The sequence below is a fragment of the Microbacterium sp. genome (genome assembly GCF_031179285.1).
Taxonomy (GTDB): domain Bacteria; phylum Actinomycetota; class Actinomycetes; order Actinomycetales; family Microbacteriaceae; genus Microbacterium.
The window spans coordinates 116,635-142,310 of record NZ_JAPSHY010000002.1; the positions used below are offsets into that span (position 1 = coordinate 116,635).

A 25,676-nucleotide genomic window follows, 5' to 3' on the forward strand; every position below is an offset into this window, starting at 1 on the left:
CTGCGGGTGGTGTCCCGACTGCGCCGGGTCAGCCGAGGAGGTCCTTGATGACCAGCGCCGTACGCAGCGCGGCATCCGCCGCCTCGGCGCCCTTGTCCTCCTTGGACCCCTCGAGACCGGCACGATCCAGCCCCTGCTTCTCGTCGTCGAGAGTGAGCAGACCGAAACCCACCGGCTTGCCGGCATCCAGCGACACCCGGGTCAGCCCGTCGGTGGTCGCCGCGGACACGTACTCGAAGTGGGGTGTACCGCCGCGGATGATCACGCCGAGCGCGACGACGGCGTCCGCGCCGCCCGCGAAGGCCGCCTGCGCTGCCACGGCCAGCTCGAACGAGCCGGGAACCCGCACCAGCCGGTGGCTGGCACCGGCGGCATCGAGGACCCGCTGCGCGCCCGCGATGAGACCGTTGCTGATGATCTCGTGCCAGGTGCCTGCGATGACGACGACGTTCAGTCCTCGTCCGTCGATGTCGCCCGTGGTCGGTGCTCCTGCGCCGCTCATGCGTTGCTCCTTCCGTTGGCGAGAGCCTCTGCCAGCTCCGCCTCGCCGATGATGTGTCCCATGCGGTCCCGCTTGGTCTCGAGGTACTGGTGGTTGTTCGGGCCGACGCCGACGATGAGCGGCACCTGCTCGATGACGTCGAGGCCGAGCTCGCGCAGCTGGTTGACCTTGTCGGTGTTGTTGGTCAGCAGCCGCACCCTGGAGACGCCGAGGTCACCGAGGATGCCGGCGGCGGCGGCGTACTCCCGAGCATCCGCCGGCAGCCCGAGTGCGAGGTTCGCGTCGACGGTGTCCAACCCCTCCTCCTGCAGGCTGTATGCGCGGAGTTTGTTGATCAGTCCGATTCCTCGGCCCTCGTGACCGCGCATGTAGATGACGACGCCGCTCTCTCGCTCGATCGCGTCGAGTGCGGCCTCCAGCTGCGGTCCGCACTCGCATTTCAGCGATCCGAACGCCTCACCGGTCAGGCATTCCGAGTGCACTCTGACCAGTGCCGTCTCGGAGAGTTCTCCCGACACGACGGCGATATGGTCGGTGCCGGTGACGCGGTCCTTGTACGCGAGGAAGCGGAAGGTGCCGTGCGTGGTGGGGACGGTGGAGTCGGCGCGCAGGCTGACCCGACGACTCTTGGGGGCGCTCGCCGCCTCGTCCCGGGGATCGACCTCGTCGAGGTGCGCGATGAGCTGTTCGATCGTGATGACGGGGACGCCGTCGCGCTCGCCGAGCTCGATGAGCCCCGGCAGGCGCATCATGCTGCCGTCTTCGGCGACCACCTCGGCGATCGCGCCCACCGGACGCAGGCCGGCCAGCCGCATGAGTTCGACCGCTGCCTCAGTGTGCCCGCTGCGCTCTCGCACGCCGCCGTCGACGGCACGCAGTGGGAGCACGTGACCGGGGCGGATCAGACTCGACGCCGTCGAGGCCGGGTTCGCGAGCACGTTGAGGGTGTGGGCGCGATCGAACGCGCTGATACCGGTGGTCACGCCCTCGGCTGCATCGACGCTGACGGTGTACGCGGTGGACCGGGCGTCCTCATTGGACTCGACCATCGGCTGCAAGTTCAGGCTGTCGGCGAGATCGGCGGGCATGGGCGCGCAGATGAAGCCCGATGACCAGCGAACCGTCCACGCCACCCACTCCGGCGTGGCGAGCTCGGCCGAGAGGATGACGTCCCCCTCGTTCTCGCGGTTCTCATCGTCGGCGACGATGACCGGACGCCCGGCGCGCAGCGCTTCGAGCGCCTGCGGGATGGTGGCAAGGCTCATCGCGAGCCTCCTTCCGTGACGGCCCGGAAGGCGAGCAGACGCTCGACGTGCCGGGCGAGGATGTCGGTCTCGAGGCTGACGCGATCGCCGACCGCGCGAGAGCCGAGCGTGGTGGCGACGAGAGTCTCGGGGATGAGGGAGACCTCGAACCAGGCCGCCGTCTCGCCGGGGTCGCTGACAGCGCTGACGGTGAGCGAGGTGCCGTCGACCGAGATCGATCCCTTGTCGACGACGAGCGGCGCCAGGTCTGCGGGGAGGCTGATCCGAAGAACACTCCACTCGGCGCCGGGGCGCACCTCCAGCACGTCGCCTGTGCCGTCGACGTGACCCTGCACGATATGGCCGCCGAGCCGGGCGCCGACGGGCATCGCCTTCTCGATGTTGACGCGGCTGCCGACCGAAGCGCCGCTGAGCGCGGCGACATCCAGGGTCTGCTTCATCACGTCGGCGTCGAAGGTGTCAGCCGTCGAACCGACCACGGTCAGGCACACGCCCGAGACGGCGATCGATTCGCCGTGCACGGCATCGGCCGCTGCCCGGGGCGCACGCACGGTGAGCCGCCAGCCGTCTCCGGCGGGTGCGATGGCGGTGATCTCGCCGATCTCCTCGATGATTCCGGTGAACATCAGGCGGCTCCTTCGTTCGTGACACGCGAGTCGTTCGCGGCGTCGTCTTCGGTCGGGTGGGTTCGGGTCGGGTGGTTCTCGGCCGGACGCGCGACGACGAGCAGGTCTGCGCCGAGGGGGATCCACTCATCGACGGTCAGGCGTCGTGCGCCGTCGATGGATGCGACGCCGATGTCGGTGAGGGCGAGTCGTCCGCCGCCGAGGAGCACCGGCGCGACGTATGCCAGCACGCGGTCCGCGAGGCCTTCCGCGATGAACGCGCTCGCGAGTGTCGGGCCGCCCTCGATGAAGGCCGTCTGGATGCCGCGTGCGTGAAGGTCCGCGACGACAGCGCGCAGGTCTCTCGTGTCGTACAGGAGAGGGTCGCGCGGATGGCGCCGGAGGGCCGCATCCGCCGGAATCGCCCGAGAGCCGATCACCACGGGAATCGGCTGGTGGTCGTGGAGGCGGTCGCCGTCGCGAGCGGTGAGGGCAGGGTCGTCGGCGAGCACCGTGCCGGTCCCGACCACGATGGCATCCGCCGCTGAGCGCCTCCGGTGCACGTCTGCGCGCGCGGCGGCGCCGGTGATCCACTGGCTGGTGCCGTCATCAGCCGCCGCGCGGCCATCGAGACTCTGCGCCCATTTCACGGTGATGTGCGGCCGGCCGAGCCGCGCGGCGGTCAGCCAGTCCGCGATGACGCGGCCGGCGGCATCCGCCTGCTCGCCGGCGACGACGGCGACGCCCGCGTCGCGAAGCCGCTGTGCTCCGCCGCCGGACTGCCTGCCAGGGTCGTCGAGCGCGTAAACGACGCGCGAGATTCCGGCATCGATGAGAGCGAGCGCGCAGGGGCCCGTGCGTCCGGTGTGGTTGCAGGGCTCGAGGGTGACGACGGCGGTCGCGCCGTGCGCGGCACCGGGTGCGAGTTTCGAGAGCGCGTCGACCTCGGCGTGAGCGGTACCGGCACCGCGATGCCATCCCTCGGCGACCACCTCGCCCGCAGGTGACAGGATGACCGCTCCGACCTGCGGATTCACGCCGCGGGGGCCACGGACGGCGAGCTCCAGTGCGCGGGCCATCGCATCGCGCTCTGCCTCGTTCACTGCCATCCGTCGTCCTTCGGTGAGGCTCCGGGGTCGGCAGAACGCGCGCGTCGGCGCATCGTGCTGCCTCCCATCCGGACTAGCGAAGTCTCCTTCGCATCACCGTCGGTTCCGGAATTCCACCGGATCGGCACCGAGGTCTCCCTCGGCGCTCGCGGACTGTCACCGCCGGTTCGGATTCTCACCGACCCCGGAGCACGTTGATGCTCTGAGTGTACTCAACGCATCTGAATGGATTTCATTCCGTGCGCGATTCTCACGTGATCGGGCACCGCTGCCGCTGGCGGAGCTACTTCAGAAGGCGCGACAGGCGGCGGTCGGCGAGCGGCTTGCCGCCGGTCTGGCACGTCGGGCAGTACTCCAGTGAGCGGTCGGCGAAGAAGACGCTGCGAACCGTGTCACCGCAGACCGGGCATGCCTCGCCGCGTCGCGCGTGCACCTGCATGCCGCGGCGCTTGGCGTCCTTGAGGTCGGCGGGCGGTTTGCCGGAGGCTTCGGCGACGGCGTCCCTCAGCGTGCTCTGCGTCGCCTCGAACAGCCGCTCGACGTCCTCGGTATCGAGCGTGGCGGCGATCGCGTACGGAGACATGCGCGCCGCATGCAGGATCTCGTCGGAATAGGCGTTGCCGATACCCGCGATCACCGCCTGATCCCGAAGGAGCCCCTTGATCTGCATCCGCTTGCCCGCCAGGAGGCCGGCGAACACCTCCAGGGTGAACTCGGGCTCGAGCGGGTCGGGCCCGAGCCTCGCGATCCCTGGGACGTCCTCGAGGTCTCGCACGACGTAGACCGCGAGCGACTTCTTCGTCCCGGCCTCCGTCAGATCGAATCCGCTGCCGTCGCCGAGCGCGACGCGCAGAGCGATCGGCGTCTTGCCGGGCTTGATCAGGGTGGTGGGAAGCGCGTCGTACCAGCGCAGCCACCCGGCCTTCGCGAGGTGGAACACCAGGTGCAGCTCCTCGCCGAACGAGAGGACGATGAACTTGCCGCGGCGGGTCGATGCCGACACCACCGCTCCCTGCAGGGCCGTGACCGGGGGATCGTACGTCTTCAGTGCGGCGATCGCTGACACGCTGACGCGCGTGAGTGTGCGGCCGACGGCGCGCTCGCCGAGGAAGGCTGCGAGCCCCTGGACCTCCGGCATCTCCGGCATGAACTCATCCTGCCATCCGCATCCGACATCGTCACGGGGGTTCCCGGATTCCTGGCGCCTCGATTCCGATCGGAGCGGGGGCGGTCAGACGCGGTCGCCGACCGCCTCGTCGCGGACCGGCGACGCCACGGGGAAGCGGTCATCCGTCGCGAGCAGCCCGGCGACCCACCCGTCGACGCGCCCGCGCGGGCTGACAGGGGCCTGCGCTGCAGACCCTCGTGCCTGAATCCAGGAGGAGGAACTCCATCCCGGCATCCTATTGGCGCGCCGGCGGATGCCCTGACCGCCCATGTGTGAGCGTCCGAACCTGCAGTCCGACGGGGCGCGGCGAAGCTCCGTCCGCGCACAGCCCGATGTCGGATGCCGCGACTAGGCTTATCCGGTGACTGTTCCGGGGATTCTGCGCGCCTTGGAAGAGGCGACCCTTTACCGCGATGCCCTCACCTGGGCGCAGACGGATGCCGATCTCGGCCTCGTGGACGGGCTGGACGCGCCGGCACTCGCCGGGCTGCTCCGTCGTCGCCACGAGGCAGGTCACCCCGCGGCTCTCCTGGCCGTCGCCCCGACCGGCAGGCGGGTGGAGACCCTCGCCGCAGCGCTCGAGGCGTACGCTCCCGATGCCCAGGTGCTCACCTTCCCCGCGTGGGAGACGCTGCCGCACGAGCGGCTGAGCCCGAGCCCCGACACGGTGGGTCATCGCCTGCAGACGCTGCGCCGCATCGCGCAGTGGTCGGGCGATGCTCCGCTGATCGTCGTCGCTTCGGTGCGCGCCGCCCTGCAGCCGATCGCCGGCAACCTCGGCGAGCTCGCCCCGCTCGAACTCGCACTCGGGAGCCGCGGCAACGAGCTCGACCGCGTCGCCGAGCAACTCGTCGAACGCGCGTACTCCCGGGTCGACATGGTGTCCCGTCGCGGCGAGTTCGCGGTCCGAGGCGGAATCCTCGACGTCTTCCCGCCCACATCCGAGCATCCACTGCGCGTCGAGTTCTTCGGCGACGAGATCGACCAGATACGGGCGTTCTCGGTCGCCGATCAGCGCTCGCTTCCCGGTGACATCGACCACGTCGACCTGCCGCCCAGCCGTGAGCTGCTGCTCACCGCAGACGTTCGCGAACGAGCACGCGCGCTCATCGACGGATTCCCCGCCATCGCCGGGATGCTCGAGAAGATGGCGGAGGGTATCCCGGTCGAGGGGATGGAGTCGCTCCTGCCCGCCGTCTCCGGTCCTCTGAAGTCGCTCGTGGAGTATCTGCCGGCAGGAAGCGCGACCGCACTCGTCGATCCCGAACGCTCCACCGCGCGAGCGATCACTCTGGGCGACACCAACCGCGAGTTCCTGGACGCGGCATGGAGCGCTGCGACCTCCGGCGCGTCCGCGCCCATCGATCTCGGTGCCGGAGACTTCCTCACCGTGGCGCAGCTTCGTGAGGTGGTCCGCGAACGCGGCGGCGTCTGGTGGCGACTGAGCCCGTTCGGTGCCGGGCTCGGCGAGGGCGACGTCGACGACGCGAACCTCGATGCCGCCGTCATCCCGTCGTTCCACGGCAACGTCGACGGGGCGATCGAGTTCGTCGACGCTCGTGTCGCCGACGGCTGGCGGGTCGTGGTCATCGCCGCCGGTCACGGGCTCGTCGAGCGGGCAAGGGACGTGCTGGCAGATCGGGGCATCGCCGCGCGCATCGTCGACAGCCTCACCGACGCGCCTGACCCGGCAGTGGCAACCCTGGTGACCGGTTCGGTCGAGGCCGGCTTCCAGATCGCTCAGGCGAAGCTCGCCGTCCTCACCGACAATGAGTTCTACGGGCGCACGATCGGCGGAGACCAGCGGGTCGTCAAGAAGCTCGCCTCGCGCCGCAAGAACGTCGTCGACCCCCTGCAGCTGAAGCAGGGCGACTACGTCGTGCACGCCACCCACGGCATCGGCCGCTTCGTCGAGATGACGCAGCGCGAGGTGTCGACGGGCGGGCGCAATGCGACCAAGTCCCTTCGCGACTACCTCGTGCTGGAGTACGCGCCCTCCAAGCGCGGCTACCCCGGCGACAAGCTCTTCGTGCCGACCGATCAGCTCGACCTGCTGTCGAAGTACGTCGGAGGCGAGGCGCCGACCCTGTCGAAGATGGGCGGAAGCGACTGGGCGCAGGCCAAGGGCAAGGCGCGCAAGGCCGTCAGAGACATCGCGGTCGAGTTGGTCAAGCTGTATTCGGCCAGGATGAGCGCGAAGGGTCATGCGTTCGGGCCGGACACCCCGTGGCAGCGCGAGCTCGAAGAGGCGTTCCCCTTCGCCGAGACGCCCGATCAGCTGCAGACGATCGACGAGATCAAGGCCGACATGGAGCGGCCGATCCCGATGGACCGGCTGCTCTCGGGCGACGTCGGATTCGGCAAGACCGAGGTCGCGGTGCGCGCGGCCTTCAAGGCGATCCAGGACGGCAAGCAGGTCGCGATGCTGGTGCCGACGACCCTGCTTGTCAAACAGCACCTCGAAACGTTCACCGAGAGGTTCGCGGGCTTTCCGGTGAAGGTGCGTCCGCTGTCGCGCTTCCAGAGCGACAAGGAGGCGAAGCTCACGCTGCAGGGACTCCTCGACGGCACGGTCGACATGGTCATCGGCACCCACCGGATCCTCACCGATCAGATCATGTTCAAGGACCTCGGCCTGATGATCATCGACGAGGAGCAGCGCTTCGGGGTGGAGCACAAGGATGCGCTGAAGAAGATGAAGACGAACGTCGACATCCTCGCGATGAGTGCGACCCCGATTCCCCGCACGCTCGAGATGGCGGTGACCGGCATCCGCGAGATGTCGACGCTGCAGACCCCGCCGGAGGACCGGCATCCGATCCTCTCGTTCGTGGGTCCCCGCAGCGACAAGCAGATCGCGGCCGCGATCCGGCGCGAGATCCTGCGCGAGGGGCAGGTGTTCTTCGTCCACAACCGGGTGCAGTCGATCCAGCGCGTCGCGTCGCAGCTCGCGGAGCTCGTCCCGGAAGCACGCATCGCGGTCGCGCACGGACAGCTGGGTGAGCACCAGCTGGAGCAGGTCGTCGACGACTTCTGGGAGCGCAAGTTCGATGTGCTCGTCTGCACCACGATCGTCGAGACGGGGCTCGACATCTCGAACGCGAACACGATCATCATCGATCGCGCCGACAAGTACGGCCTGTCGCAGCTGCACCAGCTGCGCGGCCGTGTCGGCCGTGCCCGCGAACGCGCGTACGCGTACTTCCTCTACGACGAGATGAAACCGCTGTCGGAGACCGCCGCCGACCGGCTGCAGACGATCGCCGTGAACAATGATCTCGGTTCCGGAATGCAGGTCGCGCTCAAGGATCTGGAACTCAGGGGAGCGGGGAACCTCCTGGGCGCGGAGCAGGCTGGGCACATCGCCGGCGTCGGATTCGATCTGTATCTGCGCATGATCGGCGAGGCTGTGGCGACGTTCCGCGGCGAGGAGGTCGAGACCGGGACAGAGCTTCGCCTCGAGCTCCCGCTCGACGCCCGGATTCCTGAGGACTACATCGACAGTGAGCGGCTTCGTCTCGAGGCGTACCAGAAGCTCTCGGCGGCGTCCGCGGCGACGGCGAAGGATGACGCGATCGATCTGGTGATCGAGGAGCTGACCGACCGCTACGGTGCGCCGCCGGCAGAGGTGTCCGGTCTGATCTCCATCGCGAGGCTGCGTCGTCGCGCGGCACGTGCCGGGTTGACGGATGTCGTCGCGATGGGATCGAACCTGCGGATCGCACCGGCGCGCTTCGAGGACTCCATGAGGGTCAGGCTGCAGCGGTTGTATCCGAACGCGAAGCTGCTCGCGGGCGGAGAGGCGCTCGTCGTGCCGATGCCGCGCCCGGGCGGGGAAGCCCCGACGGACGCAGGACTGTTGGAGTGGGTGGAGCAGCTGTTCACCGCGATGTTCCCGGAATCGGTCGCGGCCGCGGACGATCAGACGGTGTCGAGCCCGAGATAGATGTGGTTGCCGTCGGGGTCGCGAAGCTCTGCGACGCGCTCGCCCCACGGCATGTCGGCGGGGCCGCTCAGCGCCTCGGCGCCCGCAGCGACGGCGGCGGCGAAGTCCGCCTCGATGTCGTCGGTGTAGATCCAGAGCGCGATGGCGTCGCCCGTGGCGACCTCCGGCTCGAACCCGATGCCGATGGTGCCGCCCCCGACGGCGAGTGCCACGTACACGACGTCGCCGCCCTCGGGAGCGAACCGGTAGGTGACCTCGGCGGCGAAGGCCTGTTCGTAGAACGCGATCGACGCGGCGAGGTCGACGGAGCGAAGGATCGGGAAGAGGCGCGTCACGCTCATGGCGGCACCGTACGATGAAGGCTCCGCGCGGTCAACGCCCGCGGCTGCCCGCCGTTCGATCCGAGACGATGTCGACATGCACGATCTGGACCTCGAAGCACTCCTCGATGTGGAACGGCGTGGCTGGGACTCGCTCTGCGCGTCGCGGGGCGGGCGATTCTACGGCGAATTGATGACGGCGGGTGCGGTGATGGTGCTCGTCAACGGGATGGTCCTCGACCGCGAAACCATCCGATCGTCCCTCGATGGGTCGCCGGCATGGGATCGGTACGAGATCGATGATGCGCAGGTCGTTCCCGTCGGGGCGGATGCCGCAGCGCTGGTCTATCGGGCGCGAGCCGAGCGCGCCGGCGAGGCGCCCTTCGTCGCGCTGATGTCGAGCGTGTACGTCCGTCGATGGGCAGTTGCGTCTCGCGCTCTACCAGCAGACCACCATCGACGCCTGACGAGGGGTGTCGGCGGGCCGGTACTGTCCAACGGTGTCATCGTCGTCGGGGCGGCCGCGGCGCTTCTGCTCGTGGTGTATCGGTTTCGATGCGCCGCCGGGACTAGTCTGACGTCATGCTGTACGAGCACCTCGGGGCTCGGCCCCGGATCCACCGGACCGCTGTCATCGCCCCCACCGCCGTGATCTCCGGCGATGTCGAGATCGGGGCGGACTGTCAGGTGCTGCACGGCGCCGTGATCACCGCCGAGGGCGGCCCGATCACGCTCGGCGAGAACGTGATCGTGATGGAGAACGCGATCGTGCGGGCGAGTTCTGCGAACCCGGTGCATATCGGCGATCACGTGCTCATCGGGCCCGGCGCCTCGGTATCGGGCGCGATCATCGGCGATGAGGTGTTCCTCGCCACGGGCACGCGGGTGTTCAACGGTGCCCGCATCAAGGACCGGGCGGAGGTGCGGATCAACGGCGTCGTCCATCTGCGCACGGTGCTGCCCGAGGATGCCGTCGTGCCGATCGGCTGGGTCGCGGTGGGTGACCCGGTGCAGGTGCTGTCACCCGACCGGCACGACGAGATCGCGGCCGCTCAGCGCGAGCTCGACTTCCCCGGCTACGTGTTCGGAGTCGACCGAGACACTCCCGACGTGATGGTGCAGTTGACCGAGCGCTACGGCCGCTCGCTCGCGCGGCACGCCGACGATTGCGAGATCCGGCCGTAGCGGCATCCCTCCGTCGCGGCCGTGGCGGCATCCGGTGCCGCTGTGAGACACCACCTCCGTCGTGAGAAACCATGCGTGGCGTGGTGTCTCGTGCGAGGAGTGGTGTCTCGGGCTGGATGCGTTGATTCGGGTACGACGTGCCGCGGCGACGGCGACGGCGACGCGACGCCGGACGATGACAGCGCTCAGATGACGCCCTGTGCGAGCATCGCGTTCGCCACGCGCTCGAAGCCGGCGATGTTGGCGCCAGCGACGTAGTCGCCCGGCGTTCCGTATCGCTCCGCCGCGCGGAACGCCGCGTCATGGATGTCGCCCATGATCTCGCGCAGCTTGTTCTCACTGTCGGCAAAACTCCAGCGCTGACGGGACGCGTTCTGGCTCATCTCCAGGGCCGAGGTGGCGACGCCGCCGGCGTTGGCGGCCTTGCCGGGGGCGAACAGCACACCGGCCTTCTGGAAGGCGTCGACGGCCTCGGGCACGCACGGCATGTTCGCGCCCTCGGAGACGGCGCGCACACCGTTCGCGATGAGCGTCTGGGCCTCTGCGGCACTGACTTCGTTCTGGGTGGCCGACGGGATCGCGATGTCGACCGGGACGTCCCACACGCTGCCGTTCTCGACGAAGCGGGCGCTCGGGCGGCGGTTCGCATACTCCACGATCCTGGCGCGCTCGACCTCCTTGAGCTGACGCAGCAGCGCGAGGTCGATCCCGGCGTCGTCGACGACATAGCCGGAGGAATCGGATGCCGTCACGGCGGTGGCACCGAGTTGCGTGGCCTTCTCGATCGCGTAGATCGCGACGTTGCCCGAGCCGGAGATCCCCACACGCTTGCCCTCGAAGGACTCGTTGTGCACCGCGAGCATCTCCTGCGCGAAGAACACGGCGCCGTACCCGGTGGCCTCGGTGCGCACCTCGGCGCCGCCCCAACCGGTTCCCTTGCCGGTGAACATGCCGGACTCGTGGCGGTTGGTGACCTTGCGGTACTGCCCGAACAGGTAGCCGATCTCGCGGCCGCCGACGCCGATGTCGCCGGCGGGGACGTCGGTATGCTCGCCGAGGTGGCGGTAGAGCTCGTTCATGAAGGACTGGCAGAACCGCATGACCTCGGCGTCGGACCGGCCGTGGGGATCGAAGTCCGACCCGCCCTTGCCGCCGCCGATGCCCTGGCCGGTGAGAGCGTTCTTGAAGATCTGCTCGAAGCCGAGGAACTTGATGATCGACAGGTTCACCGACGGGTGAAAGCGCAGACCGCCCTTATACGGGCCGAGCACCGACGAGAACTGGATGCGGTAGCCGCGGTTCACCTGCAGGCGCCCGGCGTCGTCGACCCACGGCACGCGGAACATGATCTGACGTTCCGGTTCGACCAGGCGCTCGAGGATCCCGCCCTCGACGTACTCGGGGTGCTCCTCCAGTACCGGGGCGATCGAGTGCAGCACCTCGTGCACGGCCTGATGGAATTCCGGCTCATGCGGGCTGCGGTCGAGCACCGTGGTGAAGACCGGCTGCACGGAGGCGGCGAGAGGGTGGAAGTCGATGGTTTCGGTCACGCGGGAACGGCTTTCTGAATGGGGGATGTCGGTGCGAGGCGATCGTGTCGCGTGAAGCGCCGCCGGATCAGGCGAGAGATTTCACTCTAGCGGGCAGCTGAATGTGAGAGCTTCGCCGGGCACGATCGGATGCCGGTCACCCGGTGTTCTGCAGGCCGGCGGCCACGCCGCTGACAGAGAGCAGCAGCAGTCGGCGCTGCTCCTCGTCGGCGCCGGATCCCTCGGGCGACTCTGCCGCCGAGGAGCGCAACGCCCGCAGCGCTCGCAGCTGCAGGAGTGACAGCGCGTCGACGTAGGGCGTCCGCAGCTGCACGGCGCGCTGCAGGATCGGCTTGTTCTCGAGAAGCCGCTCTCCGCCGGTGAGGCGGATCACCCACTCGCGGGTCAGCGAGAGCTCGTCGAGCACGAGGGCGGCGAGATCATCGCGGTCGCCGAGGGCGAGGTACTGGCGCGCGATGCGCTCGTCCGTCTTGGCAAGGCTCATCGCGACGTTGTCGATCATCGTCCGAAGCAGCGGCCACTCGCGGTACGCCTCGGCGAGCAGCTCTTCGTCGCCGACGGCCTGAAGGGCGGTGCCGAGACCGAACCAGCCGGCGAGGTTGATGCGCGCCTGAGTCCAGGCGAACACCCATGGGATGGCTCTGAGGTCCTCGAGCGACTCCACCGAGAGCCCGCGGCGTGCCGGCCGCGAGCCGAGGGCGAGCAGTCCGATCTCCTCCATCGGCGTGACGGTGGCGAACCAGGGTGCGAACCCGTCGGCCTTCACGAGCGAGAAGAAGCGCTCGCGCGAGGCGACATCCATGACGGCGGCGACCTCGGCGTACCGGGCGGCGGCGCTGCTGGTGCGCTCCTCGACGGTGGGGGATGAGGCCAGCAGGGTGGCGGCGGCGACCTGATCGATGTGCCGCATCGCGATCGCGGGCTCACCGTAGCGCGCGAAGATCACCTCGCCCTGCTCGGTGAGCTTGAAGCGTCCGTCGACGGAGTGGGGCGGCTGCGCGAGGATCGCGGAGTTCGCGGGCCCGCCGCCACGTCCGAGCGCACCGCCTCGACCGTGGAAGAGCGTCAGTGCGATCCCGGACTCGCGAGCCCACTGCGCGATCTTCTCCTGAGCCTCGTACAGTGCGAGATTCGCCGCGACCGGGCCGACGTCCTTCGAGGAGTCGGAGTACCCCAGCATGACCTCGAGACGGTTGCCGGTTTCGGCCATCCGTGCCCGGAACTCGGGGAATGCGACCACCTCGGCCAGGATGCCGGGAGCAGCCTGCAGATCGGCGAAGGTCTCGAACAGCGGGACGACGTCGAGCACCGGCACATCGTCGCCGAGCGCGTGGCGCGCGAGGCGGTGGACGGCGGCGAGATCGGATGCCGCCTGGGTGAACGACACCACGTAGCGTCCGGCGGCTCGAGGGCCGTGCTCCCGCTGGATGTCCGCGATCGCGCGGAACACCTCGAGCACCTCTTCGGTCTGAGTGCTGACGGGTTCGCCGCTCTCCAGCTCGGCGAGAGCCTTCGCGTGCACCTGCGAATGCTGGCGGACTTCGAGCTCCGTGAGGTGGAAGCCGTAGGACTCCACCTGCCAGATGAGATGCTGAACGCCGCCGAACGCGTGGCGATTCGCTCCGGCCTCGACCAGCGACCGCTGGACGGTGCGCAGGTCGTCGAGCAGCTCTTCGGGGCCCCCGTAAGCGCCGTCGGTGCGAGTACGTGTCGCCGCCACGCGCCGTGCGAAGGCGAGGAGCACCCGGCGGTGCGGTTCGCCGGGGGAGCGGGCGGCCAGGTCGGAGGCGATGGACGGCTCCGCCTCGGCGAACGCCTCCCACAGGGCGAGGACGGCAGCACTGGGCGGGGTGTCCTCCGCGTCGAGCGTGAGCGTGCGGCCGATCCGGTCGAGCGCCCTCTCAAGTCCCCGGAGCACGTGGTCGGATGCGATCTGCGCGGCCTCCCTGGTGACGGAGGCGGTCACGAACGGGTTGCCGTCCCGGTCTCCGCCCACCCAGGAGCCCACGCGCACGAAGGCGGGAACCACGGGGGCACTGGCGCCGGACTCATCACCGCGCAGGGCGTCGTCGATCCGGCGATACACGTGCGGGACGGTCGTGAAGAGCGTCTCGTCGAAGACGCCCATCACGGTGCGCACCTCGTCGGTGGGTGACGGCTTCTGGGCGCGCAGCGGCGCCGTGCGCCACAGAGTGCCGATCTCCTCCAGCATCCGTCGTTGTGCTCGCTGGGCTTCGGCACCGCCCGTGCTCGCCGCATCATGCTGGGTGAGCAGCTCCGAGAGCCGCCGGATGCTGGAAGAGACCGCCCGGCGGCGTGCCTCCGTCGGATGTGCCGTGAAGACGGGGTGAAAGCGCAGTTCTTCGAGGCGGCGGCGGGCCTCGTCGTCGCCCACCTCGGTCTTCAGGCGCGCGTAAGCGCTCGCGACGGTGTCTGCCGCATCCTCGCGACCCGGCTGGCCGGCGCGCTCACGTAGCACCCGCACCCGCTGATGCTCCTCGGCGAGGTTGACCAGGTGGAAGTAGCACGTGAAGGCCCGGGCGACCTGGTCGGCGCGGGCGATCGAGAACGACTCCGCGATGGCCGCGGCGCGGTCGAACGCCTCCGACGTCTCCTCGTCGAACGCTTGGATGGTGGCCAGGCGCAGTCGCTCGACGTCCTCGAAGAGGCCGTCCTCGCCGGACTCGCGGAGGATCTGGCCGAGGAGGCCGCCGAGCATCCGGACGTCGGAGCGCATCGATTCCGGGATGCCGCGACCCGCTTCGAAGCGTCCGATGACACGGATCGCCTCGGTGTTCGTGGGCTCGAGGTAAGTGCGTTCGGAGGTCACCGTTCGAGCGTAGCCCGGGGCGTGGGCGTGCTTTGCACGCATGACGTCGTGTGGCGGGGCCTGCGCGCCGGGGCGTCTCGCCTACGATGGGCGGGATGCGCATCTCGGCGAACCCGCTCCGCGGGCAGCAGTTCCCGGCCATCCTCCTGCTCGTTGCAGCAGGCCTGGGACTGCTGCTGGCGAACCTGCCCACGCACGGCCCGCTCGCGGCGGTGCTGGACTTCCACATCCCGGTCCCGGGCACCGGCATCGATCTGTCGGTCGCACACTGGGTATCCGACGGACTGCTCGCGATCTTCTTCCTCGTCGTCGCCGTCGAGTTGCGGCACGAACTCACCCACGGCGAGCTCGATTCGCCGCGCAAGGCCCTGCAGCCCGCGATCGCCGCCGCCGGCGGGATCGTCGTCCCGATCGCGGCCTACCTGCTCATCGCCGGCGAATCGGCGACGGCCACGGGATGGCCGATCCCGACGGCGACCGACATCGCCTTCGCGCTCGGAGTGCTGGCGATGTTCGGCCGCGGACTGCCGTCAGGCGTACGTGTCTTCCTGCTGGCGCTCGCCATCCTCGATGACATCATCGGCATCATCTTCATCGCGGTGCTGTTCGCCCGTGACGTGCAGTGGCTGCTGCTGGCGCTGGCCGTCGTCGCGGTCGTCGCCTTCGCGCTGCTGAGCCGGCTGCTGCACGAGAACGGACACGTCGCCATCGCCATCGCGATGGGCGTCGTCGGCATCATCACCTGGGGTCTGGTCGCGGCGTCCGGCATCCACGCCACGATCGCCGGCGTGATGCTGGGCCTGGTGATGTCGCCGGTGCCCGCCGGCCGCGCGCGTCACGCGCTCGAGCCGACGGTGAACGGCGCGATTTTGCCCCTGTTCGCCTTCGTCGCGGCGTTCGTCGTGATTCCGTCGCTCTCTCCCAGCGAGCTGTCGCCCGCCTTCTGGGGCATCGCCGTCGCGCTGCCGGTGGGCAAGATTGTCGGGATCAGCCTGTTCGGCTGGGTGGCGATGCGCATCCGGCCGAAGGGGTCAGAGCCGGCGCTGCCGTTCGCGGACCTGCTGTCGGCCGGTGCCCTCGGCGGCATCGGCTTCACGGTGTCGTTGCTGCTGGCGAATCTCGCCTTCGCGTCGGACGACTCCGTCCGCGACCAGGCGATCCTCGGGGTCCTGGTCGGCTCGCTCGTCGCCCTCGCGCTGTCGGGGGTGATCGTGTCGCTGCGTGCCCGGTGGTACCGACAGGTCGCCGCGGCGACATCGTGACGCGATGACGCGTCGCGCCGAACGAAGGAGGTAGCGTGTCCCCGCATTCCGATCGCCGAGACGGCGTCCCAGGTGCCGATCCGCTGCGGGTGGCTGCCGAGACGATGCACGAGGTGCGTGACCGATGCGTGTGGTCGCAGCGCATCACCCATCGCGATCTCGTTCCGTACCTCGTCGAGGAGTCGCACGAGCTCATCGAGGCGGTCGAGAGCGGGACCCGCGCTGACCTGCAGGAGGAGCTGGGAGACCTGCTCTGGCAGGTGCTGTTCCATGCGGCCATCGCGGCACAGGACCCGGATGATCCCTTCGACATCGACGACGTCGCACGCACCCTGACCGCCAAGATGGTGCGCCGGCATCCGCATGTGTTCGCCGGCGAGGTGGCGCGCACACCCGAGGAGGTGCTCGTGCACTGGAACGCGGCGAAGGCCGCGGAGAAGCGGGCGAGGACCAGCGTCCTCGATGGCGTGCCTCGCGCCATGCCTGCGCTCGCGCTCGCTCAGAAGCTCGCAGGCCGGGCGGCTACTGTCGGGGTCCTTCCTGCCGGCCCGTCGCCTGAGGAAGGCGAGAAGCCGCGCCCGGGTGCGCCGACGTCCGAGGCGGAACTGGGCGAGGCGCTGCTCGCCCTCGTCACTCAGGCCCGCAGCAACGGGTGGGATGCCGAGCGTGCTCTCCGCGAGCGGCTGCGGATGCTGGAGCACGAGGTGCGCATCGCGGAGGGCGGCGCCTGAGCCGGTGGCCGCACGGACGCCCTTCGCCGACCTGAGAGGATGGAAGCGTGGCCACCGTGAATCCGCCGCGCGGCATGCGCGACATCCTCCCCGCTGACAAGTCCCGTCGTGAGGGCGTGCTCGCCGTCATCCGCGAGCGGTACCTGGCGCACGGTTTCGACGAGATCGAGACCCCGGTGGTGGAGGAGTACTCGCGACTTCATGCCGGGATCGGAGGCGACAACGAGAAGCTCTCCTACAACATCCTGCGGCGAGGGCTGGATGCCGACGCGATCCGCGCGGCCGCGGACGACCCGGCGGAACTCTCGGATCTCGGTCTGCGGTACGACCTCACGGTGCCGCTCGCCCGCTTCTATGCGAGCAATCGTGGGCAGCTTCCCGGCGTGTTCCGTGCGATCCAGATCGGCCCCGTCTGGCGCGCCGAGCGGCCGCAGAAGGGGCGCTACCGACAGTTCGTGCAGTGCGACATCGACATCATCGGCGACGACTCGTCGCGGGCCGAGGCAGAGCTCATGGTCGCGTCCCTCGATGCCGTCGATGCGCTCGGCCTCGAGAGGGCGACGGTTCGCATCAACGACCGTCGCGTGCTCGACTGGATGCTCGAGTCGTTCGGATTCGGCGTCGAGGAGCGTCCTGGCGTGCTGATCACCATCGACAAGCTCGACAAGCTCGGGCCCGACGGCGTCGTCGCCGAGCTGCGAGACCGCGCAGCCACAGCCTCGGCGGTCGACGCCTTCGAGTCGTTCCTGCGTCGTCCGCAGACCATGGAGTATCACCCCTTCGGCGAGGGGCAGATCCGCAAGGCGCTGCCGGACGGCGCGCCCGATGAGATCGTGGCGCATCTGGTCGGCATCGGCGAGGCGGTGGCGGCCGGGCGCGGCACAGCCGGTGCAGCGGAGGCCGAGGTGCCGCTCGTGTTCGATCCGTTCCTCGTGCGCGGCATGGGCTATTACACCGGGACGATCTTCGAGCTGGCGCACCCATCCGTCGGGTACTCGCTCGGCGGTGGCGGCCGGTACGACGGGATGATCGGCCGCTTCCTCGGGCAGCAGGTGCCGGCCGTCGGCTTCTCGCTCGGGTTCGAGCGCCTCGTCGACCTGGTGACGGCGGATGCCGGCGCCGGGACGTCGTCGATCGTGCTCGTCCACGACGCCGATGTGCCCTTGGCGGAACTCGTCGGGCACAAGTCCGCCCTGATCGGCACCGGCGCACGTGTGCGGCTCGAGCGCCGCACGAAGAACCTCAAGGCGCTGCTCGAGCGCTCGGCGGCAGACGGCTACACATCGTTCGCGACGGTTTCGGCCGGGGCGGCGACGGGAGAGTTGGAGCTCAAGCCGCTCTCCTGACCGCCTTTCGGCCGTTCACACGGCGTTCACATCGGCGAGGTCGAATCAGGGCATGTCGCGCTCCCGCATCGTGCTCGCCTCAGGTCTCGGCATCGCCGTCGCGGCGACGCTCTCCCTGGGTGGCCGCGCAGTGCTCGCCCGACAGGCGGCGATAGCCCGTCGCCGCATCGGGAAGCCTCACGGCGAGGTGTCGATCGTCGCCGATCGCGTGTGGCGGCCGGGCCTTGCGGGGCAGCCCGCCGAGCTCTTGCTGCTGGGCGACTCGCTCGCCGCCGGACTCGGCGCCGAACGTCGCAAGGACACCCTCGGCGGGCGGCTCGCGAAGGGACTGGCACGGCAACTGCATCGACCCGTTCGACTGCACACGGCAGCGGTGGTCGGATCGGAGTCGTCGGCGCTCGCCCGCCAGCTGGACTCAGTTCCCGCCGACCTCCGCCCCGATGTCGCGGTCATCGTCGTGGGAGGCAACGACGTGACGCATCGTGTGCCCGTCTCTGAATCCGCAGCCCATCTGGAGTCGGCGATCACCCGGTTGCGTGCGAGAGGAGCGGAGGTCGTGGTCGGCACGTGCCCTGACCTCGGGGCGTTGCGGGCGGTGCCGCAGCCGCTGCGAGCGCTCGGCTCCCGGATGTCTAGGCAGCTGGCCGCCGCGCAGGCGAGCGCGGCGGCGCGCGCCGGGGCGGTGAGCGTCGATCTGCGACGAGCGGTCGGGGCCATGTTCCTCGACGACCCGGACAGCATGTTCAGCCTCGACCGATTCCATCCCAGTGCCCTGGGCTATCGGCGCACCGCCGAGGCTCTGCTGCCGGCTGTCGTGGATGCTATGCGCCGTCGACGCTGACCGAGGCAGCCCACTCCTGCACGCGCCGGGCGCTTTCCTCCACAGACAGATCCTCGACGCGGCTCATGATCGACCAGCGCACCCCGAAGGGATCGCGGATGCTGGCGAAGCGATCGCCCGAGACGAATGTCGAGGCCGGTTCGCGAACGACGGCTCCGGCAGCCACGGCCTTCTGCAGCACGGCGTCGACATCGGGCACGTAGAGACCGAGCGAATAGCAGTCGTCTTCGCCGGCAGGAGGAGCGACCAGGTGATACTCGGCTGTCGGCTCGCCGATCTGAAGCATCCCGAGTCCGAAGTCGAGGTCGGCATGCACGACCACCCCGCCCATCTCAGTGACGTCGATCACGGTCGCCCCGAAGACATCGCGATAGAACGCGATCGCCCCGGCGGCCCCGGGGATGGCGAGGAAGGGGGTGAGCGAGGTGGCGTTGTTCGGGCGGCCGTCGGTGGTGTGCTCGCCGGTCACTCCGGCAGTCGTGGTTTCTTCCATGCCCCCACGGTAGACAGGCGGCCAGATGTGGCGCTTGAAGATTCGCGACACGCTGCCTGCCTGGCGGCCTATCGTCGGAAGCGTGATCGATGCGCGCAGGGGAGTGCTCTATCCGGCACGCATGCCGGACTTCCACCGACTGCCGCCGCCCAGTGCTGCCCTGCACCTGGTCGCGTGGTTCTGGATCCCGGAGTGGGACATCGAGCCGGGGCGCACATCGCGACAGCACCTCGTCGCCTACCCCGCTCTGAACCTCGTCGTGGAGAAGACCGACAGCGCCGCGGCCCGCGTCCAGCTCGTCGGAGCGTCGACAGCCGCCAGTCATCGCGATCTGCAGGGAACAGGATGGGCGGTGGGTGCGCTGCTGCGTCCGGCATCCGTCGCGGCGCTCGTCGAGAACCCGGCCGCGCTCTGTGACTCAGCGGTCGGATTCGATGCTCCGGAGCTGCTCGAGGGTGTGAGCCGCGCCATGGCGGCGGGCGGCGATGATCGGCGGGCCGACGCCGTCGCCGTGTTCGCGCGGTGGCTGGCTCGACGCGTGGGCGAGGGCACGCCGACGGATGCGCTGGCGAACGAGATGTCCGAGCTCCTGATGGGCGACGCCACGATCCTTCGGCCGGAGGATGTCGCCGCCCGCCTCCATACCTCGGTGCGGACGGTGCAGCGGCTGGCGCATCGCTACGTCGGACTCCCGCCGGCGGCCATGATCCGTCGTCGCCGGCTCCAAGAAGCGGCTCAGCGCCTCCGCGACGAGCCGGGTGTGGAACTCGCCCTCGTCGCAGCCGAACTGGGCTACGCCGATCACTCGCATCTCAGCAACGACTTCCGCGCGGTTCTCGGGATCACTCCGCGCAGCTACCGATCCGACGCTCGCGCCTGAGCGCCACCGGCTCGACGATGGATCACACGCAGACGTAGCGCACGGTACCCCACGCCGACCATGACCACTCCGGTGCCGATGAGTGACGCCTCCACCGGGAGGGTGTTCACCAGGAGAAGGCATCCCAGTGCTCCGATGACCTGCAGCGCTCGCGGGTATCGCCGCTCCGAAGCGCCCTGGCGGAACGCGGCGGCGTTCGCGATCAGGTAGTACAACAGCACCCCGAACGAGGAGAATCCGATCGCCCCGCGCAGATCGGCGACGAGCACGATCCCGATCACGATCACTGCGATGGCGATCTCGGCGCGGCGCGGCACCTGCCATCGCTCGTCGACGCGAGAGAGGAATCGAGGCAGGTCGCTCTCACGGGCCATGGCGAGCGTGGTGCGTCCGATTCCGGTGAGGAGCGCGAGCAACGCGCCGAGCGATGCGGCCGCCGCCGACACCCGCACGGGGGGAGCCAGCGCCGGCCATCCGGCCGCGGTGACGACGTCGGCGAGCGGAGCGGTGCTGCCGGCGGCATCCGACCCGAGGACCGCCATCACGGTGAGCGCGACGAGCGCATACACGCCCACGGCGCCTCCGAGCGCGAGCACGATGGCGCGCGGGATGGTGCGTGCCGGGTCGATCACCTCCTCGCCCATGGTGGCGATGCGCGCGTAACCGGCGAATGCGAAGAACAGCAGCCCCGCGCCCTGGAGGACGCCGTACGCCGTGGCGTCGGGCAGCACGGCGGCGGTCGACTCCGGCGAACCGGCGACGCCGGATGCGACCACGACGGCGAGACCGAGCAACGAGCAGACGACGAGGACGCGGGTGAGCATCGCCGTCCGGGTGACCCCGAAGCAGTTCACGACGGCGAGCGCGGCGACCGCGGCGACCGCGACGGGTATCCTCCAGCCCGCCGGTGCGGCGTAGGCCGCGAAGGTCATCGCCATCGCCGCGCAACTGGCGATCTTGCCGATCACGAAACACCATCCGGCGATGAAGCCCCACCACGGCCCGATCTCGGCGCGGGCATAGGCATAGGTGCCACCGGCGACCGGATGTGCGACGGCGAGCTGCGCCGACGCCGTCGCGTTGCAGTACGCCACGACTGCGGCGACCCCCAGCGCGATGAGGATGCCGGATCCGGCGACGCCCATGGCGGGGCCCCACACCGAGAACACCCCGGCCCCGATCATCGAGCCGAGGCCGATCGCGACGGCGTCGGCGAGGGTCAGTCGGCGAGCGAGCGGCATTCGTTCATGGTGACACGACCCGGTGAACATCCGGTGCCGCATCCGGCCGGAGCGGCCAGGCGAGTCGCCCTCAGTGGCGAGCCGCCGAGACGCGCTTCTTCTCGCGGATGTAGACCTGGCGCTTCACTCGGGCGACGACATCCCCCTCGCGGTCGACGATCTCGGTCTCGAACCACTCCAGCACCTTCGCGCCTCCCTGGGCCCGATCCCTGAGCTCGGCCGCCTTCGCCTTCGAGACCTCGAACTCGGCCGTCAGCACGCCACGCCCGGGCTTGACGAACTCGATCTCGCCCCGGGTGTCCCAGACGACGTAGTCGCGGCCGAGCTGATGCATGATCAGCATGAAGAAGTAGGGGTCGGTCATCGCCGACATCGACCCGCCGAACGCGGTTCTGACGTAGTTGCGGGTGAACACGTTGACGTGCAGTTCGACGGTCGCGTGGGTCCAGTCGTCGCTGAAGCGTCGGACCCTGATGCCGCTGAACAGGTTCGGGATCCACAGGCTCATCCCGACGGCGAGACGGCGAGGAGTGATGCGCATCGCACCAGTCTTGCGTCGCGGTAGAGTCTGTCCGATTCATTCGGAGGGTCACGACAACCGTCGGCTCTGCATCCGGCCCCCGATCGTCGAAGGGACTGACATGACAGACCGAGCCGCCGTCCCCGGGGTCCGCTGGGGTGCCGTCGTGGCGTTCACCCTGCTCTGCTGCGCCCTGGCGTGGGTCGTCAGCCTGCCGCTGTGGTTCGGCGACGGGCTTGCCGAACCCATCTCCGCGCTGCTGCTGCCGATGATGATGGCGACCCCTGCCGTCGCGGCGATCATCGTCACGTTCGCCATGCGCGTGCCGGGCCGCGGGGAGCGGCTTCGCTTCCTCGGACTGTGGCCGCTGCGACCGGCGAAGCGCGTCGTGTGGCTCATCGTGCTGGGGTGGCTCGCGCCGCCGGTGCTGGTGATGGCCAGCATCGCGCTCGCGGCCGCGTGCGGGTTCGTGCAACTCGACCTCACGTTCTCCGCGTTCGCCGCCGAGATCGAGAAGGTGCTTCCTGCGGGCTCGCCGACTCCGCCCATCGGGGTGGTGGTGGCCGCGCAGGTCGCCGGGATCCCGCTGGCGGCGCTCGTCAACGCGTTCTTCGCATTCGGCGAGGAGCTGGGATGGCGCGGCTGGCTCCTTCCTGCACTGCGCCCGCTCGGCACCTGGCCTGCGCTCCTGCTCAGCGGAGCGATCTGGGGCTTCTGGCACAGCCCGATCATCCTGCTCGGGTACAACTTCGGGCGCACCGACGTCACGGGCGTGCTGTTCATGATCGGCGGCTGCGTCGCGTGGGGGATCCTGCTCGGCTGGCTGCGGCTGCGCTCGGCATCCGTCTGGCCCGCCGTGATCGCGCACGGATCCCTCAACGCCGCGGGCGGACTGATCGTCATCGTCGCCGCGGCACAGCCCGATCTCGCCCTCGCGGGTCCCCTGGGTGTCTCCGGCTGGATCGTGATCGCCGTGGTCACCGTCGTCCTCATCGCGATCGGTCAGTTCCGACACCAGCCGGAACTCGCCGATGCACCCGGTCGCCTGATCTCTGCGCCGCGCTCTTGACGGCCCCTTCCCATCCGGGATTGGCTGGGCGACATGGAACCCACACCCGCGGCATGGTCCGCTGCTGACGAATTCCTCGCGGCGACGCTCGTAGGATCCGACCCCGCGCTGGAAGCGGCACTCAGCGCACAGCGAAAGGCCGACCTGCCGGAGATCGAGGTCGCGCCTGTCGGCGGCAAATTCCTGCACCTCCTCGCACGGATCAGCGGGGCGCGCAGGGTGCTCGAGATCGGCACCCTCGGCGGGTACTCCACGATCTGGCTGGCGCGAGCGATCGGCGACGGCGGGATCGTGACGACCATCGAGGCGGAGCCCGACATCGCGGCCATCGCGCGGGCGAGCATCGACGCGTCGGGCGTCGGCGGTCGTGTCGACATCCGCGTCGGACGCGGTGCCGACGTCCTTCCGACCCTCGAGGGCTCAGAGCCGTACGACCTGGTCTTCATCGACGCCGACAAGGAGTCGAACACCATCTACCTCGACTGGGCGGCCCGGCTCGGACGCCCGGGCACCGTCGTCGTCCTCGACAACATCGGCCGGGACGGCGAGATCGTGAACGAGGCGACGACCGATTCGAAGGTCATCGGCACGCGCGAGGGGCTTCGGATGCTGGGGCATGACCCCCGTTTCGACGCGACAGCGCTGCAGACGGTCGGCGTGAAGGGATGGGACGGCATCGCACTCGCCGTCGTGGTGTGACGATCCGCGTCCGGGGCACGGCGCAGGTCGCCCCCGAGGACGGGCGGCGCCCCGGCTAGACTGAGCGCGGATCGACGTCGCTCCACCACACCTTTTCCCTGAGCAAGGAGCACATTCGTGGCACTGATCGAGGCTGTAGGCGCACGCGAGATTCTGGACTCGCGCGGTAACCCGACCGTGGAGGTGGAAGTGCTCCTCGATGACGGCATCGTGCAGCGCGCCGCCGTTCCCTCCGGTGCATCCACCGGCGCCTTCGAGGCGTACGAGCTGCGCGACGGCGACAAGAGCCGCTACGGCGGCAAGGGCGTCCTCAAGGCCGTGGAAGCGGTCATCGACGAGCTCGGCCCCGCGATCGAGGGCGTCGACGCGAGCGAGCAGCGCGTCATCGACGAGATCCTCATCGAGGTCGACGGCACCGAGAACAAGAAGCGCGTCGGCGCCAACGCCATCCTCGGCGTGAGCTTGGCCGTGGCGAAGGCCGCGGCCGACTCCGCGGATCTGCCGCTGTTCCGCTACCTCGGGGGCCCGAACGCGCACCTCCTGCCCGTTCCGCTGTTCAACGTCATCAACGGCGGCGAGCACGCCGACAACGGCATCGACATGCAGGAGTTCTTCCTCGCGCCGATCGGCGCCGAGACCTACTCCGAGGCACTGCGCTGGGGTGTGGAGACCTACCACGTGCTCAAAGCCGAACTGAAGGCGGCCGGCTACGCCACCGGTCTGGGTGATGAGGGCGGCTTCGCCCCTGACCTGCCCAGCAACCGAGAGGGCCTGGAGTTCCTGGTGCGTGCGATCGAGAAGGCCGGGTTCACGCCGGGCACCGATATCGCGCTGGGCCTCGACGTCGCGGCGACCGAGTTCTTCAAGGACGGCGTCTACCGCCTCGACAACAAGGACTTCGACGCGGCAGCTCTCACCGAGTACTACGTCGGCCTCGTCAACGACTTCCCGATCGTCACGATCGAGGACGCGCTCGCCGAAGACGACTGGGACAACTGGAAGCTGCTGACGGACGCCCTCGGGTCGAAGGTCCAGCTCGTCGGCGACGACCTGTTCGTCACCAACCCGGAGCGTCTGGCCGATGGCATCAAGCGCGGCGTCGCCAACTCGCTCCTGGTGAAGGTCAATCAGATCGGGACCCTGTCCGAGACGCTCGACGCCGTCAGCCTCGCGCAGCGCTCCGGATACACGGCCATGCTCTCGCACCGTTCGGGTGAGACCGAGGACACCACCATCGCCGACCTGGTGGTCGCCACCAACTCCGGCCAGATCAAGGCCGGCGCTCCCGCCCGCAGCGAGCGCGTCGCGAAGTACAACCAGCTGCTTCGCATCGAGGAGGAGCTGGGAGACGCAGCGGTCTTCGCCGGCCGTTCGGCGTTCCCCCGCTACCAGGGCTGAGGACAACCGGCACCCGAGCGTCGGCGACTGAACGACGCCGACGAGAACGGATGAAGCTCGCCGCCACCGAAAGCGGCCGAACGAAGGAGGAGTCGTGGCACGTCGACCGGCTCCTCCTTCGTCGTCCTCGAAGGTGCCGCCCGCATCGAGCGTCGTCGCGAGTCGAGGCTCGAAAGGCGGCTCCCGTCGCAAGGCCGGCGCCGCTCCCGGCGGAGCATCACGCGGAGCGAAAGCACCGACCGTCGACGTCAGGGAGTGGGCTTCCGGCATCCGCCTGTCCGCATTCTCCGTGATCATGCTGTCGCTCGTCGTGCTCGGCGCGTGGGTCCTGGTGCCGACGCTCGGCACGTTCATCGACCAGCGGCAGAAGATCGCCGCCCTCGAAGCTTCCATCCGGGTGAGTGAGGAAGAGATCGCCTCCCTGAAGCAGGAGCGGGAACGGTGGCAGGACCCGGCCTACATCACCACCCAGGCGCGAGAGCGGCTCTACTATGTCAAACCCGGGGAAGTGGTCTACCTGATCGACAATGACCTCGATCCGGCCGCCCTTCCGCAGGAGCAGGCTCCCGTCAGCGACACCCTCGAGGAGAAGCCGGCTGACTGGATGCCACAGCTCCTTCGCACACTCACCTCGGCCGGACTCGCCGAGACGGCCGCGGTCGCGCCCTGACCGACAGCCGCGCGACCGCTCCGAGCATCCTCCCGGCGGCCTCCCG

Annotated in this window: 24 protein-coding genes and 1 riboswitch; of the genes, 12 read left to right on the forward strand and 12 right to left on the reverse strand. The window is 69.4% G+C overall.

The annotated features are described in order from the left end of the window. Positions 1-28: 28 nt before the first annotated feature. From ribH to RIN18_RS01775, 6 genes are all read right to left on the reverse strand, one after another. Complete coding sequence (gene ribH, locus RIN18_RS01750) at positions 29-502, reverse strand: 6,7-dimethyl-8-ribityllumazine synthase (RefSeq protein ID WP_309102217.1); 474 nt, start codon at positions 500-502, stop codon at positions 29-31. After that, positions 499-1,767: a GTP cyclohydrolase II gene (gene ribA, locus RIN18_RS01755; protein ID WP_309102218.1), complete on the reverse strand. Its 1,269-nt coding sequence runs from the start codon at positions 1,765-1,767 to the stop codon at positions 499-501. Before ribA ends, ribH begins: the two co-directional genes overlap by 4 nt. Beyond that, complete coding sequence (locus RIN18_RS01760) at positions 1,764-2,393, reverse strand: riboflavin synthase (RefSeq protein ID WP_309102219.1); 630 nt, start codon at positions 2,391-2,393, stop codon at positions 1,764-1,766. The genes ribA and RIN18_RS01760 overlap by 4 nt, the downstream gene beginning before the upstream one ends. Next, positions 2,393-3,481 carry a bifunctional diaminohydroxyphosphoribosylaminopyrimidine deaminase/5-amino-6-(5-phosphoribosylamino)uracil reductase RibD gene (gene ribD / locus RIN18_RS01765; protein WP_309102220.1) on the reverse strand — a complete coding sequence of 363 codons (1,089 nt, stop codon included), beginning with the start codon at positions 3,479-3,481 and terminating at the stop codon, positions 2,393-2,395. The genes RIN18_RS01760 and ribD overlap by 1 nt, the downstream gene beginning before the upstream one ends. A gap of 51 nt (positions 3,482-3,532) precedes the next feature. After that, positions 3,533-3,677, reverse strand: a riboswitch (FMN riboswitch). A gap of 87 nt (positions 3,678-3,764) precedes the next feature. Next, positions 3,765-4,628 (reverse strand): DNA-formamidopyrimidine glycosylase family protein, encoded by an 864-nt coding sequence (locus tag RIN18_RS01770; protein ID WP_309102221.1) that lies wholly within the window; start codon positions 4,626-4,628, stop codon positions 3,765-3,767. Between the two features lie 84 nt (positions 4,629-4,712). Further along, complete coding sequence (locus RIN18_RS01775; protein WP_309102222.1) at positions 4,713-4,919, reverse strand: hypothetical protein; 207 nt, start codon at positions 4,917-4,919, stop codon at positions 4,713-4,715. A 91-nt stretch (positions 4,920-5,010) separates the two neighbouring features. Between RIN18_RS01775 and mfd the strand changes: the two genes are divergently transcribed. Next, positions 5,011-8,595, forward strand: a complete 3,585-nt coding sequence (gene mfd, locus RIN18_RS01780) for a transcription-repair coupling factor (RefSeq protein WP_309102223.1) — start codon at positions 5,011-5,013, stop codon at positions 8,593-8,595. On the opposite strand, the gene RIN18_RS01785 is transcribed toward mfd, so the two are convergent. After that, positions 8,571-8,936: a VOC family protein gene (locus tag RIN18_RS01785; RefSeq protein ID WP_309102224.1), complete on the reverse strand. Its 366-nt coding sequence runs from the start codon at positions 8,934-8,936 to the stop codon at positions 8,571-8,573. The two genes, mfd and RIN18_RS01785, sit on opposite strands and share 25 nt — an antisense overlap. A 76-nt stretch (positions 8,937-9,012) precedes the next feature. Here RIN18_RS01785 and RIN18_RS01790 point away from each other — a divergent pair, with 76 nt between their 5' ends. Beyond that, on the forward strand, positions 9,013-9,567 hold the full coding sequence (locus RIN18_RS01790; RefSeq protein ID WP_309102225.1) for a nuclear transport factor 2 family protein: 555 nt from the start codon (positions 9,013-9,015) through the stop codon (positions 9,565-9,567). Beyond that, positions 9,498-10,100 carry a gamma carbonic anhydrase family protein gene (locus RIN18_RS01795; protein WP_309102226.1) on the forward strand — a complete coding sequence of 201 codons (603 nt, stop codon included), beginning with the start codon at positions 9,498-9,500 and terminating at the stop codon, positions 10,098-10,100. The genes RIN18_RS01790 and RIN18_RS01795 overlap by 70 nt, the downstream gene beginning before the upstream one ends. Positions 10,101-10,285: 185 nt before the next feature. Here RIN18_RS01795 and gdhA read toward each other — a convergent pair whose 3' ends face one another. Next, positions 10,286-11,650, reverse strand: coding sequence for an NADP-specific glutamate dehydrogenase (gene gdhA / locus RIN18_RS01800; RefSeq protein WP_309102227.1), 1,365 nt, complete (start codon positions 11,648-11,650; stop codon positions 10,286-10,288). Positions 11,651-11,786: 136 nt separating this feature from the next. After that, positions 11,787-14,387: a phosphoenolpyruvate carboxylase gene (locus tag RIN18_RS01805; protein WP_375163481.1), complete on the reverse strand. Its 2,601-nt coding sequence runs from the start codon at positions 14,385-14,387 to the stop codon at positions 11,787-11,789. Between the two features lie 188 nt (positions 14,388-14,575). On the opposite strand from RIN18_RS01805, the gene RIN18_RS01810 reads away from it, so the two are divergent. The 4 genes from RIN18_RS01810 to RIN18_RS01825 all read left to right on the forward strand — a co-directional run bounded on the left by RIN18_RS01810 (position 14,576) and on the right by RIN18_RS01825 (position 18,660). Next, positions 14,576-15,742, forward strand: a complete 1,167-nt coding sequence (locus RIN18_RS01810; protein WP_309102229.1) for a Na+/H+ antiporter NhaA — start codon at positions 14,576-14,578, stop codon at positions 15,740-15,742. Between the two features lie 104 nt (positions 15,743-15,846). Continuing rightward, positions 15,847-16,473 (forward strand): MazG family protein, encoded by a 627-nt coding sequence (locus RIN18_RS01815; protein ID WP_309102324.1) that lies wholly within the window; start codon positions 15,847-15,849, stop codon positions 16,471-16,473. 74 nt (positions 16,474-16,547) lie between these two features. Further along, positions 16,548-17,819 carry an ATP phosphoribosyltransferase regulatory subunit gene (locus RIN18_RS01820; protein ID WP_309102325.1) on the forward strand — a complete coding sequence of 424 codons (1,272 nt, stop codon included), beginning with the start codon at positions 16,548-16,550 and terminating at the stop codon, positions 17,817-17,819. 52 nt (positions 17,820-17,871) lie between these two features. Next, a complete protein-coding gene (locus RIN18_RS01825; RefSeq protein ID WP_309102230.1) occupies positions 17,872-18,660 on the forward strand; it encodes an SGNH/GDSL hydrolase family protein in 789 nt (262 codons plus the stop codon). Here RIN18_RS01825 and RIN18_RS01830 read toward each other — a convergent pair. After that, positions 18,641-19,153 (reverse strand): VOC family protein, encoded by a 513-nt coding sequence (locus RIN18_RS01830; protein WP_309102231.1) that lies wholly within the window; start codon positions 19,151-19,153, stop codon positions 18,641-18,643. The two genes, RIN18_RS01825 and RIN18_RS01830, sit on opposite strands and share 20 nt — an antisense overlap. Before the next feature lie 82 nt (positions 19,154-19,235). Between RIN18_RS01830 and RIN18_RS01835 the strand changes: the two genes are divergently transcribed. Next, complete coding sequence (locus RIN18_RS01835) at positions 19,236-20,033, forward strand: helix-turn-helix domain-containing protein (protein ID WP_309102232.1); 798 nt, start codon at positions 19,236-19,238, stop codon at positions 20,031-20,033. Here the strand turns inward: RIN18_RS01835 and RIN18_RS01840 are convergent. After that, positions 20,009-21,274: an APC family permease gene (locus tag RIN18_RS01840; protein ID WP_309102233.1), complete on the reverse strand. Its 1,266-nt coding sequence runs from the start codon at positions 21,272-21,274 to the stop codon at positions 20,009-20,011. The two genes, RIN18_RS01835 and RIN18_RS01840, sit on opposite strands and share 25 nt — an antisense overlap. Positions 21,275-21,344: 70 nt before the next feature. Next, entirely contained in the window at positions 21,345-21,815 is a 471-nt protein-coding gene (locus RIN18_RS01845; protein WP_309102234.1) for a DUF4442 domain-containing protein, read from the reverse strand. A gap of 100 nt (positions 21,816-21,915) precedes the next feature. Here RIN18_RS01845 and RIN18_RS01850 point away from each other — a divergent pair, with 100 nt between their 5' ends. From RIN18_RS01850 to RIN18_RS01865, 4 genes are all read left to right on the forward strand, one after another. After that, complete coding sequence (locus RIN18_RS01850; protein WP_309102235.1) at positions 21,916-22,863, forward strand: type II CAAX endopeptidase family protein; 948 nt, start codon at positions 21,916-21,918, stop codon at positions 22,861-22,863. Positions 22,864-22,896: 33 nt separating this feature from the next. After that, positions 22,897-23,562 (forward strand): O-methyltransferase, encoded by a 666-nt coding sequence (locus tag RIN18_RS01855; protein WP_309102236.1) that lies wholly within the window; start codon positions 22,897-22,899, stop codon positions 23,560-23,562. Positions 23,563-23,679: 117 nt separating this feature from the next. Further along, positions 23,680-24,960 carry a phosphopyruvate hydratase gene (gene eno, locus RIN18_RS01860; protein ID WP_309102237.1) on the forward strand — a complete coding sequence of 427 codons (1,281 nt, stop codon included), beginning with the start codon at positions 23,680-23,682 and terminating at the stop codon, positions 24,958-24,960. Between the two features lie 94 nt (positions 24,961-25,054). Continuing rightward, positions 25,055-25,630, forward strand: coding sequence for a septum formation initiator family protein (locus tag RIN18_RS01865; RefSeq protein WP_309102238.1), 576 nt, complete (start codon positions 25,055-25,057; stop codon positions 25,628-25,630). The last annotated feature ends 46 nt before the right edge of the window (positions 25,631-25,676 follow it).

Coding starts and splice junctions, on each gene's coding strand:
- RIN18_RS01840 (WP_309102233.1), bottom strand. CDS start 21,274: ATGCCGCTCGCTCGCCGACTGACCCTCGCCGACGCCGTCGCGATCGGC.
- RIN18_RS01760 (WP_309102219.1), bottom strand. CDS start 2,393: ATGTTCACCGGAATCATCGAGGAGATCGGCGAGATCACCGCCATCGCA.
- RIN18_RS01790 (WP_309102225.1), top strand. CDS start 9,013: ATGCACGATCTGGACCTCGAAGCACTCCTCGATGTGGAACGGCGTGGC.
- RIN18_RS01830 (WP_309102231.1), bottom strand. CDS start 19,153: ATGGAAGAAACCACGACTGCCGGAGTGACCGGCGAGCACACCACCGAC.
- RIN18_RS01845 (WP_309102234.1), bottom strand. CDS start 21,815: ATGCGCATCACTCCTCGCCGTCTCGCCGTCGGGATGAGCCTGTGGATC.
- RIN18_RS01855 (WP_309102236.1), top strand. CDS start 22,897: ATGGAACCCACACCCGCGGCATGGTCCGCTGCTGACGAATTCCTCGCG.
- RIN18_RS01825 (WP_309102230.1), top strand. CDS start 17,872: ATGTCGCGCTCCCGCATCGTGCTCGCCTCAGGTCTCGGCATCGCCGTC.
- RIN18_RS01820 (WP_309102325.1), top strand. CDS start 16,548: ATGCGCGACATCCTCCCCGCTGACAAGTCCCGTCGTGAGGGCGTGCTC.
- RIN18_RS01810 (WP_309102229.1), top strand. CDS start 14,576: ATGCGCATCTCGGCGAACCCGCTCCGCGGGCAGCAGTTCCCGGCCATC.
- RIN18_RS01775 (WP_309102222.1), bottom strand. CDS start 4,919: ATGGGCGGTCAGGGCATCCGCCGGCGCGCCAATAGGATGCCGGGATGG.
- ribH (WP_309102217.1), bottom strand. CDS start 502: ATGAGCGGCGCAGGAGCACCGACCACGGGCGACATCGACGGACGAGGA.
- RIN18_RS01805 (WP_375163481.1), bottom strand. CDS start 14,387: ATGCGCTCCGACGTCCGGATGCTCGGCGGCCTCCTCGGCCAGATCCTC.
- RIN18_RS01785 (WP_309102224.1), bottom strand. CDS start 8,936: ATGAGCGTGACGCGCCTCTTCCCGATCCTTCGCTCCGTCGACCTCGCC.
- ribA (WP_309102218.1), bottom strand. CDS start 1,767: ATGAGCCTTGCCACCATCCCGCAGGCGCTCGAAGCGCTGCGCGCCGGG.
- RIN18_RS01850 (WP_309102235.1), top strand. CDS start 21,916: ATGACAGACCGAGCCGCCGTCCCCGGGGTCCGCTGGGGTGCCGTCGTG.
- RIN18_RS01770 (WP_309102221.1), bottom strand. CDS start 4,628: ATGCCGGAGATGCCGGAGGTCCAGGGGCTCGCAGCCTTCCTCGGCGAG.
- RIN18_RS01795 (WP_309102226.1), top strand. CDS start 9,498: ATGCTGTACGAGCACCTCGGGGCTCGGCCCCGGATCCACCGGACCGCT.
- ribD (WP_309102220.1), bottom strand. CDS start 3,481: ATGGCAGTGAACGAGGCAGAGCGCGATGCGATGGCCCGCGCACTGGAG.
- RIN18_RS01815 (WP_309102324.1), top strand. CDS start 15,847: ATGCACGAGGTGCGTGACCGATGCGTGTGGTCGCAGCGCATCACCCAT.